Source organism: Streptomyces sp. NPDC048483 (assembly GCF_040651455.1).
Lineage (GTDB): Bacteria > Actinomycetota > Actinomycetes > Streptomycetales > Streptomycetaceae > Streptomyces.
On the sequence record NZ_JBEZJZ010000095.1, the window covers coordinates 1 to 17,913 of the forward strand.

The 17,913-nt window shown below is 71.3% G+C and carries 17 protein-coding genes; 5 read left to right on the forward strand and 12 right to left on the reverse strand.

From position 1 onward, the window contains the following. Positions 1 to 230: 230 nt before the first annotated feature. A complete protein-coding gene (locus AB0D04_RS33120) occupies positions 231 to 686 on the reverse strand; it encodes a DUF4442 domain-containing protein (protein ID WP_362710938.1) in 456 nt (151 codons plus the stop codon). A 261-nt stretch (positions 687 to 947) separates the two neighbouring features. On the opposite strand from AB0D04_RS33120, the gene AB0D04_RS33125 reads away from it, so the two are divergent. Further along, positions 948 to 2,246, forward strand: a complete 1,299-nt coding sequence (locus tag AB0D04_RS33125; protein WP_362710992.1) for an MFS transporter — start codon at positions 948 to 950, stop codon at positions 2,244 to 2,246. A 202-nt stretch (positions 2,247 to 2,448) separates the two neighbouring features. On the opposite strand, the gene AB0D04_RS33130 is transcribed toward AB0D04_RS33125, so the two are convergent. Further along, a complete protein-coding gene (locus tag AB0D04_RS33130) occupies positions 2,449 to 3,240 on the reverse strand; it encodes a fused MFS/spermidine synthase (RefSeq protein ID WP_362710993.1) in 792 nt (263 codons plus the stop codon). A 135-nt stretch (positions 3,241 to 3,375) separates the two neighbouring features. Between AB0D04_RS33130 and AB0D04_RS33135 the strand changes: the two genes are divergently transcribed. After that, complete coding sequence (locus AB0D04_RS33135; RefSeq protein ID WP_362710940.1) at positions 3,376 to 3,612, forward strand: hypothetical protein; 237 nt, start codon at positions 3,376 to 3,378, stop codon at positions 3,610 to 3,612. Between the two features lie 19 nt (positions 3,613 to 3,631). Here the strand turns inward: AB0D04_RS33135 and AB0D04_RS33140 are convergent, their stop codons facing one another. The 3 genes from AB0D04_RS33140 to AB0D04_RS33150 form a co-directional block, all read right to left on the reverse strand. Further along, positions 3,632 to 4,474: a patatin-like phospholipase family protein gene (locus tag AB0D04_RS33140; protein ID WP_362710942.1), complete on the reverse strand. Its 843-nt coding sequence runs from the start codon at positions 4,472 to 4,474 to the stop codon at positions 3,632 to 3,634. A 315-nt stretch (positions 4,475 to 4,789) separates the two neighbouring features. Continuing rightward, positions 4,790 to 5,962 (reverse strand): elongation factor Tu, encoded by a 1,173-nt coding sequence (tuf, locus tag AB0D04_RS33145; protein WP_362710944.1) that lies wholly within the window; start codon positions 5,960 to 5,962, stop codon positions 4,790 to 4,792. Between the two features lie 112 nt (positions 5,963 to 6,074). Continuing rightward, complete coding sequence (locus AB0D04_RS33150; RefSeq protein WP_362710946.1) at positions 6,075 to 6,215, reverse strand: hypothetical protein; 141 nt, start codon at positions 6,213 to 6,215, stop codon at positions 6,075 to 6,077. Between the two features lie 237 nt (positions 6,216 to 6,452). On the opposite strand from AB0D04_RS33150, the gene AB0D04_RS33155 reads away from it, so the two are divergent. Together AB0D04_RS33155 and AB0D04_RS33160 are read left to right on the forward strand one after the other, a co-directional pair. Beyond that, positions 6,453 to 7,154 (forward strand): VTT domain-containing protein, encoded by a 702-nt coding sequence (locus AB0D04_RS33155; RefSeq protein WP_362710947.1) that lies wholly within the window; start codon positions 6,453 to 6,455, stop codon positions 7,152 to 7,154. Between the two features lie 166 nt (positions 7,155 to 7,320). After that, positions 7,321 to 8,193: an undecaprenyl-diphosphate phosphatase gene (locus AB0D04_RS33160; protein ID WP_362710948.1), complete on the forward strand. Its 873-nt coding sequence runs from the start codon at positions 7,321 to 7,323 to the stop codon at positions 8,191 to 8,193. A gap of 528 nt (positions 8,194 to 8,721) precedes the next feature. On the opposite strand, the gene AB0D04_RS33165 is transcribed toward AB0D04_RS33160, so the two are convergent. The 7 genes from AB0D04_RS33165 to AB0D04_RS33195 all read right to left on the reverse strand — a co-directional run bounded on the left by AB0D04_RS33165 (position 8,722) and on the right by AB0D04_RS33195 (position 16,631). After that, on the reverse strand, positions 8,722 to 9,537 hold the full coding sequence (locus tag AB0D04_RS33165; protein ID WP_362710950.1) for a thioesterase family protein: 816 nt from the start codon (positions 9,535 to 9,537) through the stop codon (positions 8,722 to 8,724). Between the two features lie 141 nt (positions 9,538 to 9,678). Further along, entirely contained in the window at positions 9,679 to 10,818 is a 1,140-nt protein-coding gene (locus AB0D04_RS33170) for a hypothetical protein (RefSeq protein ID WP_362710952.1), read from the reverse strand. A gap of 476 nt (positions 10,819 to 11,294) precedes the next feature. After that, positions 11,295 to 11,963, reverse strand: a complete 669-nt coding sequence (locus AB0D04_RS33175; RefSeq protein ID WP_362710954.1) for a DUF4328 domain-containing protein — start codon at positions 11,961 to 11,963, stop codon at positions 11,295 to 11,297. Positions 11,964 to 12,322: 359 nt separating this feature from the next. Then, the gene (locus tag AB0D04_RS33180; protein ID WP_362710956.1) at positions 12,323 to 13,816 is read right to left on the reverse strand and encodes a transferase; all 1,494 of its coding nucleotides are present in this window, start codon (positions 13,814 to 13,816) and stop codon (positions 12,323 to 12,325) included. A gap of 203 nt (positions 13,817 to 14,019) precedes the next feature. After that, positions 14,020 to 14,577, reverse strand: coding sequence for a hypothetical protein (locus tag AB0D04_RS33185; protein WP_362710957.1), 558 nt, complete (start codon positions 14,575 to 14,577; stop codon positions 14,020 to 14,022). A gap of 71 nt (positions 14,578 to 14,648) precedes the next feature. After that, positions 14,649 to 15,326, reverse strand: a complete 678-nt coding sequence (locus AB0D04_RS33190; protein WP_362710959.1) for a pyridoxamine 5'-phosphate oxidase family protein — start codon at positions 15,324 to 15,326, stop codon at positions 14,649 to 14,651. A gap of 345 nt (positions 15,327 to 15,671) precedes the next feature. Beyond that, a complete protein-coding gene (locus tag AB0D04_RS33195; protein WP_362710961.1) occupies positions 15,672 to 16,631 on the reverse strand; it encodes a hypothetical protein in 960 nt (319 codons plus the stop codon). Positions 16,632 to 16,945: 314 nt separating this feature from the next. Between AB0D04_RS33195 and AB0D04_RS33200 the strand changes: the two genes are divergently transcribed. Further along, positions 16,946 to 17,794, forward strand: coding sequence for a hypothetical protein (locus AB0D04_RS33200; protein WP_362710963.1), 849 nt, complete (start codon positions 16,946 to 16,948; stop codon positions 17,792 to 17,794). The last annotated feature ends 119 nt before the right edge of the window (positions 17,795 to 17,913 follow it).

The window sequence follows — 17,913 nt, forward strand, 5'->3', positions numbered from 1 at the left end:
CCTCGGCCCGCACCTCATTGTGGGTGACGTCCGCTTGGGGGATCCGCCGGTCGTTGCCGGTCGCTTCCCTGGCGCGCCGAAACAGCGCGCCAGGGAAGCGTACTCGATCGTCCGGCCCGGAGGCCGATCGACGACGGCCCGCCGTGCACTGCACGACGGGCCGGGAAACGGTCTTCGCCTACTGGCTCACTGACGACCCACCCGAGGCTCACCCAGGGGTCACCCAGAGGTCACTTATTGGGACGCAGCGTCCACACGATGGTCATCTCGCCGGTGACCGTGCCGTCCTCACGGGCAATGGCGACCTTGACCGGGAATTCCGGGCGCTCGCCGGCATCCAGGTCGGCGACCACCTCGGCCACCGGCCGGCCGAGCTCGGCGGTCGCGGTGACCGGGCCCATGGCGAGCTTCTTGTAGCCGATCTCGGCGCGTACGGCCAGCGGCACCGCGCGGCCCAGCTGGTCGCCGAAGGCCGTCATCACGATCGCGCCGCTCGCCGACTCGGCGAGGGTGAACATCGCCCCGGCGTGCGGGCCGCCGACGTGGTTGTGGAAGTCGGACTGATCCGGCATCCGGACCACGGCGCGCTCGGCGGTGGTCTCGGTGAACTCGAGGTTCAGGGTGCGGACCATCGGCACGGATGCCGCCATCATTTCGCCGATCGACGGCAGGGTCTCAGAGGACATGCCGGAATGTTACCTGCCGGTAGCTTGGGTTGGGAAGAGTGCGCCCGCCCTTCGCCGCCGGCGCCCCCCGCCCTTGGCCCGGCAGGCCTCCCGTACGCCCCGAAACTCCCGCGCCACGACGCCCCGAAATCCCCGTGCCGCGCCTCACCCGGCCCACATATCGTTGACGACCATGCGCCCAGAACCCCACCCCCGGCACCCGCTGGCATTACTCGGCCCGTACGAGTCGATGTTGATCCGACGCCGGGCGGTGCGGCCTTGCTGACAGCCCGCCCGACATGGGCGGGACGCAACTATCTGCTGCTCACCGGCGCCACGGCGATCGCGAACATCGGCAGCTCCGGCGCGCACATCGCGACCGCCTTCGCGGTGCTCGGCGCCGGCGGTTCGGCCACCGATGTCGGACTGGTCGCCACCGCCCGTACGACCCCGCTCGTCCTCTTCCTGCTGATCGGCGGCGCGCTCGCCGACCGGCTCCCCCGGCATCGGGTGATGGTCGCCGCCAACACCCTCAGCTGTGTCTCCCAGGGCCTGTTCGCGCTGCTCGTACTGGCCGGGGAGCCGCAGCTGTGGCAGATGGCGCTGCTGGCCGCGCTCGGCGGCACCGGGCAGGCGTTCTTCGCCCCGGCCTCCGAGGGCATGGTGCTCGCCAGCGTCTCGGGGGAGCAGGCGGGGCGCGCCTTCGCCGTGTTCCGGATGGGCATGAACGGCGCGAACATCGGCGGTGCGGCGCTCGGCGGCGCACTGGTCGCGGCCGTCGGTCCCGGCTGGGTGCTGGCCGTCGACTCCGCCGCTTTCGCCCTCGCGGCAGCGCTGCGCGCATTCCTCGACGTCAGCGGGGTCGCCGCGCGCACCCCCGGCGGCGGGATGCTGCACGACCTGCGGGACGGCTGGCGCGAGGTCGCCTCCCGGACCTGGCTGTGGGCCGTGGTGGTGCAGTTCGCCATCGTCAACGCGTTGATCGTGGCCGCCGAGGCGGTCTACGGGCCGCTGGTCGCCGAGGAACATCTGGGCGGCGCCCGGCCGTGGGGGCTGGCGCTGGCCGCGTTCGGCGCGGGCACGGTGGGCGGTGCGCTGCTGATGACCCGCATCAAGCCGCGCCGCATCCTGCTGACCGGCGCGCTCTGCGTCTTCCCGCTCGCACTGCCGTCCGCCGCACTGGCCGTGCCGCTGCCGGCCGCCGGGCTGGCGGTGGTCATGTTCGGCACCGGCATCGCGATCGAGATCTTCGCGGTGACCTGGATGATGGCGCTGCACCAGGAGATCCCCGAAGAGAAATTCTCCCGCGTCTCCTCCTACGACTGGTTCGGCTCCCTCATCGGCGTCCCGGTGGCCACCGCCCTGGCCGGCCCCGTACAGGACCTCATCGGACGGACGACTGCGCTGTGGGGCTGCTCCGCACTGATCGCGCTGCTGACGGGGGCCGTGCTGTGCGTGGGGGACGTACGGCGGCTGGTGCGGCGGGATCCGGCGACGAACGGCCCGCCACTGCCGAGCGACCCACCGGCCACCCCTTCGAGTGACGCACCCTGCGCACCTCCCACCACTCACCCAACGTAATACGCTGGGCGGAACTATTAACTCTCTGTAGTCGTTGCCGGAATAAGGAAGAGTCAGAGGCGGGGAGGAGACGGGGCGGTGGAAGCAGAGACGGGAGGCTGAGGCGGCGGGGGAAGGCGGAGAGGTGCGCGAGCGGGAAGCGGCGCAACGCGCGGCCGAGAAGCGCGCGGCCGCCATCGGCCGACGCTGCACGCGGCCCGCGTCAGCCGATGCTGAAGGCGCCCTCGGGGGGCACCGGGGACGCCACCGCTTCCGCGTCCCGTACGGGGGCGGCGTCCGCGATCAGCCGTCGTAGCGCCGCGCCGTGCTCGACCCGGGCCGGGAACGCGTCACCGGCCGTACGCCGGGCCAGTGCGGCCAGCGGCAGCTCCTTACGCGAAGCGAGCAGGATGGCGTTGCCGAAGCGGCGGCCGCGCAGCACGGAGGGCTCGGCGATCAGCGCGAGGTGCTCGAAGACCGTGGCGAAATTGGCGAGTTGGCCGCGCAGGAAGCCGAAGGGTGCGCTGTCGGCGAGGTTGGCCGCGTAGAGGCCGTGTGGGCGCAGCACCCGGGCCGCGGCGCACGCGTACTCGACCGAGGTGAGGTGGGCCGGCACCCGTGAGCCGCCGAAGACGTCGGCCACGATGACGTCGGCGCTGTTCTCCGGCGCCTGCTCCAGCGCCGTACGGGCATCCTGGGCGCGCACCGCGATGCCGGAGCCGGGGGGCAGCGGCAGGTGTTCCGTCACCAGGGCGAGCAGTCCGCGGTCGGCGTCGATCACGTCCTGCCGGGAGTGCGGGCGGGTGGCCGCCAGGTAGCGGGCCAGGGTGAGGGCGCCGCCGCCCAGGTGGAGCACGTCGAGGGGGCGGCCCGGGGCCTCGGCCTCGTCCAGGACGTGTGCCAGCCGGCGGACGTACTCGAATTCCAGGTGCGTGGGGGCGTCGAGGTCCACGTACGACTGCGGGGCGCCGTCCACCGTCAGGAGCCATGCGCGGGGGCGGTCGACGTCCGGCATCAGCTTGGCGGTGCCGTGGTCGACGGCCCGGGTGACGGGTATCGGGTCGGGCGCTTCGTCCGGCGTCCCGAGGTGGTCATCACCCGGCTCGTGGTGTCCGGCCGCCGGCCCGGTGTGCGTGTTCACCGTCCCATTGTGCCGGGCGGGACGGGGGCGGGTTCGGGCGGTGCCGAGGCGCGGGCCCGGGCCCGGGCCGAGCCACGAGCCCAGGCGCAGGCCCAGGCCCAGGCGCAAGCCGAGCCACAGGCCCAGGCCCAGGCGCAGGCCCAGGCCCAGGCGCAGGCCCAGGCGCAAGCCGAGCCGCAGGCCCAGGCGCAGGCGCAGATGAAGCCGTGGGCGAAGCCGCGGACGGAGCCATGGGCCGAGCCGTGACCGGAGCCGTGGCCGGCGGTCAGTCGGACCAGATCTGTTGGATTTCCTCGGTGTGGGCGGAGGACTGGCGGCGGCCTGCGCGGGCTGCGTCCGCGCGTTTGGTGGGGTCCAGGACGTTGCGTCCGAACGCTGCCCTGGCGCTCCGGTCGGGTGTGATGACGCAGACGCGGGCGCCCTGGCGGGCCAGGTTCTCGCCCTGGGTGCGCGGGGCGGCGATCGGCCCGCCGCTGACCGCCATCGGTGCGATCACCACGACGCGGCTGTAGCCGGCGGCCAGATCGGCATTGGCGCTGGAGTGCACACCGCCGTCGATCCACCGCTTGCCGTCGATGCTGACCGGCGGAAAGACGCCGGGGACGGCGCAGCTGGCGGTCACCGCGTCGACCAGTGACACACCGCTGGTGTCGTCGAAGGCGGTGCGCTCCCCCGTTGCCGAGTCCACGGCCGTGATCACCAGCCGCCGCGCCGGCCAGTCGGCACCGGCCAGGGTGCGGGCGATCCCCGCGCGCTGTTCCGCCTCGGGGACGGTGCGGGCGGCCAGCGCGAGCCGCCCCATCCGCGCGCCGAAGGACACCGCGTCCCGCGAGCGCAGGGCGATGGCGGCGAAGCGGGCCATCGCCGCCGGGCCCATCCGCGCGGCCGACCGGCCCTCGGGTGCGGCCAGCTGGCGCTCGTACATCTCCTCCAGCGTGAGCCGGTCCGAGGTGGCATGGGCGCCGACGATCGAGCCGGCGGAGGTGCCGATGACGACGTCGGCGGCGGCCAGGTCGAGGCCCGCCTCGGCGAGACCCGCCAGCATGCCGATCTCCCAGCCGATTCCGGTGATCCCTCCGCCGCCCAGGACCAGTGCCGTACCCGCCATCAGACGTCCTTCCCTGTCCCGTTCGCCCGTGCACCCGCGTACACACGCACCCGTTCACCCGTGCGTCCGCGTGCGCGCGGACCCCACGGACCCGTTCGTCCGGGCGTGCAGTGTCGCACCCCCTGCCGCGCACCGGAACAGTGGGCCGCTGTCCCGCGCACCAGGACAGGCACGAGGGTCTTGCGCACCAGGACAGGCACCAGGGCCGCGCGCCGGGACAGCAGGCGGCCCTCCCGCGCCCCCGGAACAGCGAGCGGCTGCGCCCCGCACCGGGGGACGGTACGGGGCGCAGCCCTTATGCGGTCGCGCGGTGCCTCACTCCTCGACGGAGCGCACGGTGCCCGCGCCGACGGTGCGGCCGCCCTCGCGGATGGCGAAGCCGAGGCCTCGCTCCAGGGGCACCTCGCGGCCCAGTTCGACCGAGACGGTGACGGTCTCGCCCGGGCGCGCGAGGCCGCGCTCGCCCAGGTCGAGGTCGCCGACCACGTCCGCGGTGCGGATGTAGAACTGCGGCCGGTAGCCGGTGGACAGCGGCGTACGGCGTCCGCCTTCCTCCGTGGACAGCACATAGACCTCGGCGGTGAAGCGGCGCCGCGGGGTGACGCTGCCCGGCGCCGCGACCACATGTCCGCGGCGTACCTGGTCGCGGTGCAGGCCGCGCAGCAGCAGCGCGACATTGTCCCCGGCCTCGGCCGATTCCATGGGCTTGCCGAAGGTCTCCAGCCCGGTGACCGTGGTCTCGGCGTCCGCGCCGAGCACCGCCACCCGGTCGCCGACCCGTACGGTGCCGCGCTCGACGGCCCCGGTGACGACCGTGCCGCGCCCGGTGATGGTCAGGACGTTCTCCACGGGCAGCAGGAACGGCGCGTCGACATACCGCTCGGGCATCGGGACGTAGGTGTCCACGGCGTCCAGCAGTGCGTCGATGGCCTCCGTCCAGCGCGGGTCGCCCTCCAGGGCGCGCAGCCCCGAGACCCGTACGACGGGTACGTGCTCCCCGTCGTAGCCGTGCGCACCGAGCAGCTCGCGGACCTCCAGCTCCACGAGGTCGGTGAGCTCCGGGTCGCCGGCGTCGGCCTTGTTGAGGGCGACGACGATGTGCCGTACGCCGACCTGCTTGGCGAGCAGTACGTGCTCGGAGGTCTGCGGCATGATCCCGTCGAGCGCGGAGACGACGAGGATCGCGCCGTCGAGCTGGGCCGCGCCGGTGACCATGTTCTTGATGAAGTCGGCGTGGCCGGGCATGTCGACATGGGCGTAGTGGCGGGTGCCGGTCTCGTACTCGACGTGCGAGATGTTGATCGTGATGCCGCGGGCGGCCTCCTCCGGGGCCCGGTCGATCCGGTCGAACGGGACGAAGGTGCCGCTTCCCCGGTCGCTGAGGACTTTGGTGATGGCTGCGGTGAGGGTGGTCTTGCCGTGGTCGACGTGGCCCATGGTGCCGATGTTCAGGTGCGGCTTGGTGCGCACGTATGCCGTCTTGGGCATGGTGGTGTTCTTCCTCGCAACGATGCGGTGAGAACGGCGAGTTGACGCCGTGGGGACCCCTGGGCCGGTCCGACCCTCCCCCTGCGGGGTCCGCCGGACGATCCGGAGAGGGTCAGCTTCGTGCGCCGTCGGTGAGGGCGACGGCCGCGGCTGCGGCTGCGGCTGCGGCTGCTTCGGCTGCGAGGGCGTCGACGGCAGCCTTCTTCGCGTCCGCGACTGCGGACGGCAGGGGAAGGAAGGCGTGCCGGAACATGCGTCACATGGTGCCGGGGAGGTGGGGGCGGCGTCGAGCGATTTATCGGCGGACGGGCGTTGGGCGACGTGTGGGGCGGGCGGACGCTTTTGAGCGAGGCGTGGGGGCGGAGGGGTGCCGCTGCCCGACGTGCCGGCGGCCGGCCTGCCGCAGGCAGTGAGCGGAGGTGGGCGGCCGTTCGCTCGGCCCGTACGGGATCTTCGGCGCCTTGGCGGCCTCCTCGGTTACGCTCCCGGAATGCTCGAATCCGCTGCGACGCCCGATGGTCTCGCCGTGCGCTGCACGCGGGTGCTGTTCTCCCCCTGGTCCCGGCTGGGGCTGCTGCTCGTGCTGCTGGTCTGCGCCGCGGCCGCGATGCTGGTGTGGCAGCCGCAGCGTCTGCTGGCGGAGGGTCTGCCCGGGCAGCTGTCCGGGCCGGTGGCCGTGGTGGGCTTCGCCTTGGCGTACGGGGTGTGCACGACGGCGTTTGTACCGCGGCCGGTCCTCAACCTCGCCGCGGGCGCCCTCTTCGGCGGTCAGGCCGGTCTGGTCGCCGCGCTCGCCGGGACCGTGCTGGGCGCCGGGCTGGCCTTCGGGCTCGGGCGGCTGCTCGGTCAGGAGGCGCTGCGGCCGTTGCTGCGGGCCCGCTGGGCGGCCGCCGCCGACCGGCAGTTGAGCGAGCACGGTTTCCGTTCGATGCTGGCGCTCCGGCTCTTTCCCGGTCTGCCGTTCTGCGCCACCAACTACTGCGCGGCGGTCTCCCGTATGCGCTGGCTGCCGTATCTGCTGGCGACCGCGCTCGGCAGCGTGCCGAACACGGGGGCGTACGTCATCGCGGGTGCGCGGGCCTCGGCGCCCACCTCCCCCGCGTTCCTGCTCTCCATGGGCTTCATCGCGGTCAGCGGTCTCGGGGCGCTGACGGTGGCCTGGTGCAAGCGCAGGGCGCTGCGCGGCCGGTGAGGGCGGGGGTCCGGGGGGGGCGTCGTGGGGCGTCCGGGGGAGGCGGGGCGTCCGGGGCTGTACGGGGCTCTTGACGGCCTGGTCATCTTCGGGCGTTACGCTGCCACCGTCCCTCTTGTCCCCGTGCGCCGGCAAGCGCTTGATCACCCCTGGATACGTCGTTTCCATGACTTGGTTTGAATCTTTCGTCCTCGGACTCGTCCAAGGGTTGACGGAGTTTCTGCCCATCTCCTCCAGCGCGCATCTCCGCTTGACCGCGGCGTTCGCCGGCTGGCACGACCCCGGTGCGGCCTTTACCGCGATCACCCAGATCGGTACCGAGGCCGCCGTCATCATCTATTTCCGCAAGGACATTGTGCGGATCATCTCGGCCTGGGCGCGCTCGCTCTTCAACCGGGAGCTACGGCATGACCACGATGCGCAGATGGGCTGGCTGGTGATCGTCGGGTCCCTCCCGATCGGTGTGCTGGGCATCACGCTCAAGGACGCCATCGAGGGCCCGTTCCGCGATCTGCGGCTGATCGCCACCACCTTGATCGTGATGGGTGTGGTGCTCGGCATCGCCGACCGGCTGGCCGCCCGCGACGAGGCCGGCGGCCGGCACCGTGCGGCCAAGCAGCGCAAGGGCCTCGCCGACCTCACGGTCAAGGACGGTCTGCTGTACGGCGTCTGCCAGGCGATGGCCCTCATTCCCGGCGTCTCCCGTTCCGGCGCCACCATCAGTGGCGGCCTTCTGATGGGCTACACCCGTGAATCCGCCGCCCGTTATTCCTTCCTGCTGGCCATTCCGGCCGTACTCGCCTCCGGGGTCTTCGAGCTGAAGGATGCGGGCGAGGGGCATACGGCCTGGGGGCCCACGATCTTCGCGACGCTTATCGCGTTTGTTGTCGGATATGTGGTAATTGCGTGGTTCATGAAGTTCATCTCCCACAAGTCCTTCATGCCGTTCGTGATTTACCGGGTCCTGCTCGGCATAGCCCTGTTCGCCTTGATCGCGGCCGGGGTGCTGGCGCCGAATGCGGGAGAGACGGCGGGCTGAGGAGGGATTTCGAGGCCGCGCGGGCGAGCCTTGCCGGACCACCTGCCGAGGAGGTGGGATCGGCGATCCGGGGCCGACGGCCTGCCCACCGATCCCCTGTGCCGACGGCGAAGAAGGAAGACGGCGGAGAGTTCGGCGCCCGCTGATACCGGCTGGGTATCAGCGGGCGCCGATGTTTTTGGCGCTGTCGACGACAGGACCAGTGACGCCAGGACCAGTTCCGCAACACCGTGATCACCTACGCCGGGCTCGCGCAGCTCCGCTGCGGCCGCAGCGGACGGGGCCCGCCCGCAGAATCCGGAAAAGATCGCCTCTGGCGCTCGAATCTGCCGGCCGTTCGGCTCGGAGAGACCGCACACCGGCAGTTGCGGACCCATGCGATCCTCCACTGCGATCCCACCAGGCGGCCGACCGGAATGCGCCGGAAACGTGTGACGGCGGCCTGTGGATACGGCTCTGATCCTCATCTCGGGATCGCCCTCCGTCATAGCGAGAGGCCACATCCCGGTCGGTCTCAGTGACGTTCGGTCAGTGGAGGATGGCGAGTTGTCGGGTCTGGGCGATCAGGGTGCCTCGGGAGTCCCAGATGTCGCAGTCCTCTTCGTGGAAGCCGCCGGTGAGGTGCCGAGTGCTGATCTGGCAGACCAGCCAGCCGGGTGCGGGACGGTTGCGTAGATGGATGGTCAATTCGACGGTGGCCGAGGGGAGTTCCCCGAGTTCCATGACGGCCGGGTAGGCGGCGTCGGCGAGGAACGGAAGGCTCAGCAGGTCGGGTTCGCGGCCGTCGGCGAAACGCATCCAGAAAGTCATGCTGGGATCGCCGCTGGGCTGCCCGCGCAACCAGCCGGGTGGCTGGGCAATGCGGTATTCGACCCGATCGGCAACGGTGATGCCGGGCAAGGTGATGTCGGCCAGCGGGTCGATGAGATCGTCCGGCGAGGGCAGGTCGGGCATGGCTGCCAGGGACAGGGTTCGGCCGTCGGCCCGGTCGAGGTCGGTGAAGGTCGCGACGATGCGCAAGATCTCCTTGCCCCCTTGATGCATTCGGGCCTCGGCGGTGGAGGTCCGGCGTCCTTTCCGGGCCGTCTCCACATGAATCCGCGCGGCTCCGGGTGCTCCGGGCCGGAGAAAGAACGCCGACGCCACCAGCGGATCACCAAGGTCGGAGTGCTGCTGCAACGCACGAACACCCGCCGCCATCAGGTAGCCCCCGTTGGGGTTGCCACTGGCGGTGTTCCAGCGGTCGGTGAGTTGGACGGTGAAGATGTCAGAGCCGACCGGGGTGAGCCGGGTGTCCTGGTCGAACAGGTACTCAGTGGTCTCCTGCAGCTCAGCGCTTGCCATGGTGATCATCGTGGCGAACGGCCATCACCCCAGCAATGATCGCCCTCAACAAGGTCCGCCCCGCCTTCTTCGTCGTAAACCGGTCTGGCGGTGCGTCACATGACTCTGATCCCCGTCGTGGAGAGCCGAGCGTGATCGTGGTCAGGGGGTGAGGAGGACGCGGCGGTGCAGCGGGGGCAGGGCGGTGGCGCGTCCGGCGGGCCCATGGCCACCACGGACGCACAGATCGTCGGCGCCGACAGCCACGTCGAACTCGACAACAGCGACCACCGGGTGGACGACGGCCTGTATGCGTCGGATCGCGGTGACAACGCCGTGGCCGTGATCCACCGCAGCCGCGCCCGCCGCAACGGTGCCCTCCTCAGCCGCGGAGGTTGCACGGTTCAGCGCATCAGCAAGGTTCGTACGGAACTTGCCGATCGTGAGGCTGCGTCGGCGATGTCCTGCACGGTGTGCTTGCGCTTGCCGTCGCCTTCCGGCTCGTCGTCCATGCGCTGCTCGAACCGGCCTCGAAGCGGAGCGGCTGCTGCCCGACCGGGTTGACGACGCGCCGGTGATCCGGCGCCGGAGATGGTCGTAGGCCCAGGCGGCGAGGGTGGTCGGGGTGGTGGTCCGGACGGTGCGGCGCTGTTCGGGCACGAAGTTTTCGCGTAGGCCGGTCGACATTCCGAGCACGGCCTCGGCCAATCCGCCGGTCATTCCGGCCTGGTGGAGCTGGGTGCGCATGGCGTCATCTGCGATCTGTTCGACGCCGATCTGCCGACCGGTGGCGGCGGTGAGGGTGTCGGCGACCTGTCGCCAGGTGAGGTCGGCGGGCCCGTGAACTGCTTGCACGCAGCGTCCGGACCAGGCCGGAGAGAGCAGACGGGTGGCGGCGACCTCGGCGATGTCGCGAGGTGCCACCCAGGCCATGGGTTGGTCGAGCGGAAGGATCACCTGGAGGGTGCCGGCTCGTAGGGCGTCGAGTTGCCGTTCCAGGTTGGTGAAGAAGTAGCCGCAGCGGAGGTGGGTGACGTCGACGCCCGTGTCGTCCACAGCGGTTTCGGTGTGTGCCAGGCCGTCGATCTCGCCGGCGCCGTGACGTTTCTCGGCGCCGACGCTGCTCTGGAAGACGACGCGGCCGATCCGGTTGTCGGTGACGGCGCGGACCACGCTGCTGGTGGCGCGGGCGTAGTCGGCGAGGGGATCCTCGCTGCCTGTGGTCGGGTCCACCCAGAACAGTGCGTCCACGTCTTCGGTGGCGGCCACCACCGCGTCGGCATCGTATGGGGCGACCCGCACAGCATCCACCTCGTCCTGCACGCCGGGGCCGGCCGGGCGGGCTCGCGCAGCAGGACGCGCGGCCGGACCCCGGCGCGGACCAGCGTGGCAACGACGTGGCGGCCGACGTTGCCGGTCGGGGTGGTGACAGCGATGCGCATCGTTCCTCTCATTCGGCGACTCGACGGGCGGCCAGGAGCCGAGGCGGCCTGAACCTGTCCTCCTCTCCTGGAAGGCTGAGGGTATGGACCTCGACCCGACGGTCAGGACCTTGACGTTGCCGGCTCTGCTGCAGTCGGGGGCGAGTGGACGTCCGCCGACCTGGCCGAACGGCTCGGCACGAGCCTCGTCCGCACCGTGCGACGTGACGCCCGGCGGCCCAAGGAGGCGGTCGCGTCGAGCGCCGTGGTCAAGCTCGACCAGGTCCGTTCCGCTTCTGGACGTTCGGCGAGGCCGGCGGCTCGTCCGGCGTCGCAGGCCTCGCGGCGGTCCTCCGCTCAAGCCGCCACGGTCTGCCACGCGGTGATGCGCCTGATGATGAGGATGATCAGCGCCCCGGCCACCAGGTAGAGGCCCGTGAGCAGGGTGGACAGGTTCGCGTTGGCCAGGACGTCCTGCTCGGTGGCCAACTGCGAGGCTGCTCGCCATTGGATCGGCTTGACGAGGTTGGCGGCCAGGAACGACGCCCACCAGGCGTTGACCAGGGCGACGGAGGCGGGCCGCCGCGGGGCGCTGGCCTGCCAGATGTCTGACACGACCTGGTACGGGTACCACAGGTTGATCACCGGGGAGACCCAGGCACCGACCACCCATGCCCGGGACCGGCGGTGCGCGTCGGCACCGCTCATCAGCTCGCCGTTGACCCGCGTCCGCCACAGCCAGGCAAGGAACGCCACGCCGGCCACGAGCCACACCAGGAACGACGGCCAGAACCCCAGCCATGACTCCAGCGCCGAGAGGGAATCGGCGGTGGCCTTGAGTTCCGCGTCCGTCATCGCCCCGGCCAGGTAGTCGTGAACGGCGGAATATTCACGCCAGTTGGCCACCGATATCACTACCTCATGCACGAGCAGTAACAAGATCAGTATGGTCGCGGCGGTGGCCGCGCCGCCCACCGGCCTGCGCCGCTCCGCGTCGGCAGACGTGCCCTGCTGTGAACTGTCCATAGATCCTCCCAATAGGGTCGGGTCTTCGAAGTTGACCGGGGCTTGGCAGAGTTGGCGCGCGTGTTCGTCGCTCCTGGCTATCATTCCGGCCGGGCTGTCACAGCAGAAGAGGCAGAGCACGGTCAGGGATACGACCGGACCGGCTGTGCCCTGAGGGCCTGTCCGGTCAGGGGGCGGGGACGGTGCCGGCGCGGAGGGGCTGCCTGGTTGTCCGGCTGGTCATCGGCGCTGGGACTGTTGAGCCAGAATCCGCTGGTGGGCACGCTTGTTGAGGGGCGGCGCCGCGAAGCCGGCACCGGTGAGGCCGAGCGTCCGTGGTCCATGTGTCCTCCGGCCCGGCTCCGGCCATGGAGAGGGCGCTAACTGACTCCGGCGAGCTGCAGCGCCCGGTACGGCAGGGCCAGGACCGCAAACACCAGGAGTCCCTTCCCCAGGGTGACCAGCATGCCGCTGTCGGCCAATAAGATGACCCCCCGTCTGCGGACCCCCACAGACGCCAGTGCGGCCTTCATGACGCGGGCCGCACGGCGCACGGGCGTGGGAGCCCATAGGGGCGCCATGGCGCCTTTGATGGCGTGGCGTGCGCGCCCGCCTCGCGGAGCCGTGGTGCCGGGAGCGGGATTCACCGGGTGCACGTGCGGCATCCACCCGGGGCCGAAGGTGATGGCGGTGGAGATCCAGGGGCCGTCCGCGGCCACCTCCTCCAGCCGGGACGGCACGGGCAGGACCTCGTCCAGGCGTTCGGCCACGCCCGCCGGCCGGCCCGGCGTCAAGAGGAGCAGCTTGTGGGCGGGCTGGGTGGTGAGGACCTGCTCGAGCTCCCACCACAGCCCGTCGCCCAGGCCCACGCGCAGCACGATGAGCCGGGACAGTTCCATCAGCCGGAGGATCACCGGCTGCCAGTCGTCGAGCGGCAGGTAGAACCGTGCCGCCCCCAGGCGCGGCAGCGGCTCCCCAGGCTTGCCGACCGTGATCACCGGGCCGAAGGCCCTTAGCGATACGGCGAGTTGCTCCTCCCGCGAATGGATGTTGAGAGGTGTCCCGTCGTCGACCTGCGCCGAGGTGTGGTCGTCGGCGAAGCTGCGCAGGTAGAGCACGGGCTTGCGGCCGTCGGCGAGCAGGGCGCGGGCCGCGCCGCGCGCCGAGCGCGGGCGGGAGTGGCGCAGGATCAGGAAACCGGCCCCGAGCGCGGCCAGGCCGGCGGGCAGCAGGAGCACTTGCGTCGCCACCGGCAGCTCGTAGCCCCGTCGTTGGGCCGTACCGGCTGCGATGAAGCCCGCCGCGAACAGGGCGTAGCCGGCTCCGCTGGCCGCCAGGAACACCGGCCGCCGCCACCATGGTTGACGCCGGGCGAACTGATCGACCACCTCGGCGATCTCCGCAGCGCCCGCCCGGCGGCGACGCCGCAGCCATACCGCCGGCACGACGAGCACCCCAGCGGCCACCGCCCACCACAGCGCGACCGTGGCCGACGAGCTGAGGCCTCGGTCAAGCACCGCCTGATCCTTTTCGACCTCCACCGCCAGGCTGTCTGCGTGCTCGCGGGCGGCGGAGATCTTGCCCTTCTCGGCGTAGCCGGCGGCGGAGGAGACTGCGGACCGGCTTCTCCCCGGCGGGGCGTTCTCCTCGAACCACGCCTGAGCCTCAAGGAGCCCGGCGCGCGCGGACACTTCCCCGCTGGTGTAGCGATCCAGGGCGGCGGCGAAGGCCGCGGCCCGCGCCGGGGCACCGCGGAAATGGTCGCGGGCTCGCAGGTCCAGGCCCGCAGTGATCGCCAGGTGCAGCGCGATGTAGGCGGCGACAACCGCGGTCGCCGCGATCAGCCGAGCGGGCACCCGTAAGCCGGCGGACACCTCAGCACACCCCCTGACCTTGCCGGAGCACCGCCGTCAGGCGCGGATCTGCCCAGTACTACCACGCCGGTCCACAGGCGGTGGCCGGTTTCCCGTCACGGGCCCGAATCCGGACCACACTGCGATGCCCCTTCCCCTGCGCCGACGGCGTGCCGCGGGCGCGCCACAGCCCGGACTGCACGGGGCCGGCCGGAGGTCGCTGGTCACCGGACAGGAATCGGCCCACCCGCGCCCCAGGTCATGCGGCTGATGACGGTCGAGCCGCCGCTGACCGCGGAGGCCGGTATCGCGCTCGGCATGCCGGTGGGCCGGGCACCGGGTCGCCTGGCTCCGGGTCCCTCGGAGTTACTCGTCTGCTTCTCGGCGAAGCAGCTTTCGTCGCGCTTGGCGACACCGAGGATGAGAGGGATTCCGGTGCCGGCCTGCCCGAACCCCGGCATCTGCGTGCAGACTTTCCAGTCCTGGTCGGCGGCCGGTGTGCGGCCACGGCCGAGCGCGTCGTGCGTGCGGAGAGACCGGAAGCCGGCGGCTCGAGCTTCCTCCCGGGCCGCCGACAGCTCCTTGCCGACGAGGCGGGGAACGGCTGCTGTCCGGCCGTTGGTCCCAGTGCCTACGGTGTAGTGCGCGTCGGGGCCGGCGGGCGCTGTCGTGGCGGGCGTCGTGGCGGGCGCTCTGGGGGCCTCGGAGCGGGCCGGCTTCGAGGTGGTGCAGGCCGCGAGCGCGAGACAGGCGACGGCGAGGGCGGTGACGGTGTGGCGCACGGTTCCTCCGGGGGCGGTGTGACGGCGCTGGGGAGACCGCCTGCCGACCTCGAAGGTTGTACGCCCTGTCTCTACGTGGCGGTGCCCGCGCGCCGTACCAGGTGGGGCGGCGGGGTGACGGCCGGGGGTAGGTGGGGGTCCGGTTCTAGGTCGCCCCATGAGGTGTGCAGCGGCAGGAACCCGGCCCACAGCCCGAGTTCGGCGTCCGGGCTGTCGCCGTCGTCCGGCGCACCGGTGCGTATCTTCAGCGATGCCTCGTCGAGGGGGAGGGCGAGCAGCGCGGTGGCGGCCAGTTCCTTGCGGCTGGGGCGCCGGGCGTAGTCCCACTGGCCCGGTGCGGACTGTTCCGTGAGGCACCGCAGTCCGGCGAGCTTCTCCTCCTCGTCGGTGACGAGGCGGGGGACCCCGTAGATGATCGCGCTGCGGTAGTTGACGCCGTGCTCGAAGACGGAACGGGCCAGGACCAGCCCGTCGACGTGGGTGACCGTCACGCACACCGTTGCCCCAGGAGAGGCGACGAGGCTGCGGCTGGCGACCGAGCCGTGGAAGTAGAGCATGCTGCCGTCCGAGCCGTAGACCGTGGGAACGACCATCACGGTGCCGTCCACGGTCACCCCGAGGTGACACACGAATCCGGCCGCAAGTACGGCATCCAGCTCGGCCCGGTCCAGGCTGCCCTGCTCACGCAGGCGGCGGTGGCGCGTGCGTTCCGTGTGCGAGAGGGGGCGGTCGGGGGAAGGGGCGGTCATGGGGGTCCTTGGGGGTGGTGGCTGAGGGCTGGGCGGGTGGGCACGGGCCGAGGCCGAGGCCGGCAGGGAAGCTGACACCGACATCGACACCGGAGCGTGGAGCGTACTGATTCCACGCCATTACGGCGACTAATTTTACCGAATTCGTTGCCCAGCGCATCAGCAACAACCGATTTCGCATCCAGCGCACGCTTCCACCCACACCCCCTCCCGCCCCCGTCCCCCTCCCCTCTGGACGGCGGCGCCCGTTCCCTTCCGTCTACGGTTCCGCCGCCCGCAGGCCCGACAAAGCCCCGCCGGTCGGTCACCGAGGCGGGGCGGGAGTACGTATCAAGGCACGGCGCGTCAGGAGCTGAGGTGGTACTGGGTCCATGGCTGGTGGGCCGGCTCGGGTTCCTCGTGCGACTGCGGGATGGTGCCCCAGGGGGAGAGGGCGCTGTCCCAGTCGGGGGCGAGGGTGGTCATGTCCGGTACGGTCTCGGCCGCTTGCGCCGTGCCGGGGTACCAGCCGGACCCCATGGCGTGCCCGGAAGGGGCGGCGTTCCAGGCCGCGGTCTGCTGTGCAGGAATGGTGCACTCGGCCTCGTGCAGATCACCGGGGCCGCGACGGTGGCGCCCATAGGTCTCGCCGGTGTGTCCGGGCCCGTGCTGGAACCGTCCCTGAGCCGCCAACTGCTGTGCACGGGCGAGCAGTCGGCTGAAATCGAGTCCGAATTCGGTGGCCAGCTCGCGCAGGTCCACGCCGGTCTGCCAGCTGCCGACGAGCACCGCGTCCAGGGCGGCCGACCAGGACGGTTCGGGCGGCGCCGCTCCCGAACCCTCGCGGTTCTCGCGGGGCTCGCGAGCTGTGGCCGCCGACCGGGTACCGGAAGAGTATGTGGTGGAGGAGGACGAGGTGGAGGGAGAAGGCGAGGGAGGCGCGGCGGACGAGCCGCCATCGGAAGAGTGCTCGGAAGCGGAAGCGGAAACGGAAGCAGAATCGGAAGGGGAGGCGGATCCGGAACCCGCCGTATCGGTGTCCCGGACCATCGCGCTGGGAGCCCCGGAGAGCAACTGCTCGGCAACGGCGCGCGCGTCGTCCTTGCCGACCGTGCGCCGGGCGATGCGTACTTCCCGCTCGTTCAGTCCGAACAGGCCGGCCACCGCGCCCGTGCTGCCCACGGTCACCGCAAACGCCGCCAGGACCCGCGACCGGTCGGCCTGCGCCTCATCCAGTCTGGCCTGCGCCTCGCGCACTCGCTCGTCGCCAAGACAAAACGCTTCTGCGAGTACGGCGTTGCGGTCCCACAGTTCTCTAGGCTCCATACCCAGACAACGCCGCACCTCCGCAGGTGATCCGATCTTGTCTAGCAAAGCACCCCAAAGCACGCATCCACACACCAACTGAAAATAACCCCGCAAGCGCCGCATGCACGGTGGGGGCCTCTGAACTGCGCCTCTGCCCACTTGGCCGCGAGGGCACACCACGCGGAGTGTCAGTGCGGTGAGTTACTGTCTCCATCAGACACGCATTCGAGTGCCGCGTTCGTACTTCTTGTCCGTGCTTCTTGTCCGCATCTCTTGGGGGGGCCATGGCTCAACGTTCTTCGCTCGCACTTTCCCGTTCCTCGGTCCGAGCCGTGGGGGCATTGCTCGCCGGCGTGATGCTGTGCGGTACGGCGGCTTGTTCGTCGTCCGACGGCGCGTCGCGCGACCGGTCGGCCAAGCAGCCGGAGACGTTCCATGCCGCGCCGGTCGCCGCGGTGCGCAAGGCCGTCGACAAGGGCGCCAGGCTCAACTCGGTGTCGTATCGCATCAACGGCAAGGTCGCCGGTCAGGGCACCGTCGAGGGCAAGGTGTCCTTCAGCGTCCGTCCGCGGGCCATCGACATGCGGATGAAGGCGTCCGGTGGTGCGCAGGAGGGCGAGTTCTCGGTCCGGCTCATCGGCGGCACGGTGTATGTCGGCGGGGGTGAGCGCGCCGCCGCCGCCCTGCAGGGCAAGCACTGGCTGAAGTTGCCGATGAAGGGCAAGGGGGCCGGCGGCCCGGGCGGCTTCGGGGGAATGCGGCAGCAGGCCGACCAGGACCCGACGGCGCAGGCGTCATTGCTGACTCAGTCCGGTGACGTCAAGAAGGTCGGCAAGGAGACCGTCGATGGCGTGCAGACGACGCACTACGCCGGTACGGTCTCGGTCGAAAAGCTGCTGAAGCGGCCGGGCGCCAAGGGCGTGCCGGCTGCCAAGCGCCGCGAGAGGGCGGTCGAGCGGTTCAGGCAGCTGGGGGTGAAGGCGCTGAAGCTCGACCTGTGGGTCGGGCCCGATGACCGTACGGTGAAGCTCCGCGAGCGCGCGCAGACCGGCCAGGGGCCGCTGGACCTCAGCATCCACTTCTTCGACATCAACAAGCCGGTCACGGTCCAGGCCCCGCCCGCGTCCGACACCGTGGATCTGGCGCAGAAGTTCAAGGGTCGCGGGGGCGCCCGGATATGAGCTCCGGGGGTCCCGTCAGCAGGGCCCCCTGAGCCGCGCCCCTGCCCGATGTCGTGCCGGCCGACACGGCGTATTCCTCCGCGCCGTCCGCCGGCACCCGCTGTCGGCCGCGATGCCTC

Bases quoted from the DNA above. Each gene is read 5' to 3' on its own strand.
- AB0D04_RS33120 (WP_362710938.1), bottom strand. From the start codon at position 686: ATGTCCTCTGAGACCCTGCCGTCGATCGGCGAAATGATGGCGGCATCC.
- AB0D04_RS33130 (WP_362710993.1), bottom strand. From the start codon at position 3,240: ATGCCGGACGTCGACCGCCCCCGCGCATGGCTCCTGACGGTGGACGGC.
- AB0D04_RS33140 (WP_362710942.1), bottom strand. From the start codon at position 4,474: ATGGCGGGTACGGCACTGGTCCTGGGCGGCGGAGGGATCACCGGAATC.
- tuf (WP_362710944.1), bottom strand. From the start codon at position 5,962: ATGCCCAAGACGGCATACGTGCGCACCAAGCCGCACCTGAACATCGGC.
- AB0D04_RS33150 (WP_362710946.1), bottom strand. From the start codon at position 6,215: ATGTTCCGGCACGCCTTCCTTCCCCTGCCGTCCGCAGTCGCGGACGCG.
- AB0D04_RS33155 (WP_362710947.1), top strand. From the start codon at position 6,453: ATGCTCGAATCCGCTGCGACGCCCGATGGTCTCGCCGTGCGCTGCACG.
- AB0D04_RS33160 (WP_362710948.1), top strand. From the start codon at position 7,321: ATGACTTGGTTTGAATCTTTCGTCCTCGGACTCGTCCAAGGGTTGACG.
- AB0D04_RS33165 (WP_362710950.1), bottom strand. From the start codon at position 9,537: ATGGCAAGCGCTGAGCTGCAGGAGACCACTGAGTACCTGTTCGACCAG.
- AB0D04_RS33175 (WP_362710954.1), bottom strand. From the start codon at position 11,963: ATGGACAGTTCACAGCAGGGCACGTCTGCCGACGCGGAGCGGCGCAGG.
- AB0D04_RS33190 (WP_362710959.1), bottom strand. From the start codon at position 15,326: ATGACCGCCCCTTCCCCCGACCGCCCCCTCTCGCACACGGAACGCACG.
- AB0D04_RS33195 (WP_362710961.1), bottom strand. From the start codon at position 16,631: ATGGAGCCTAGAGAACTGTGGGACCGCAACGCCGTACTCGCAGAAGCG.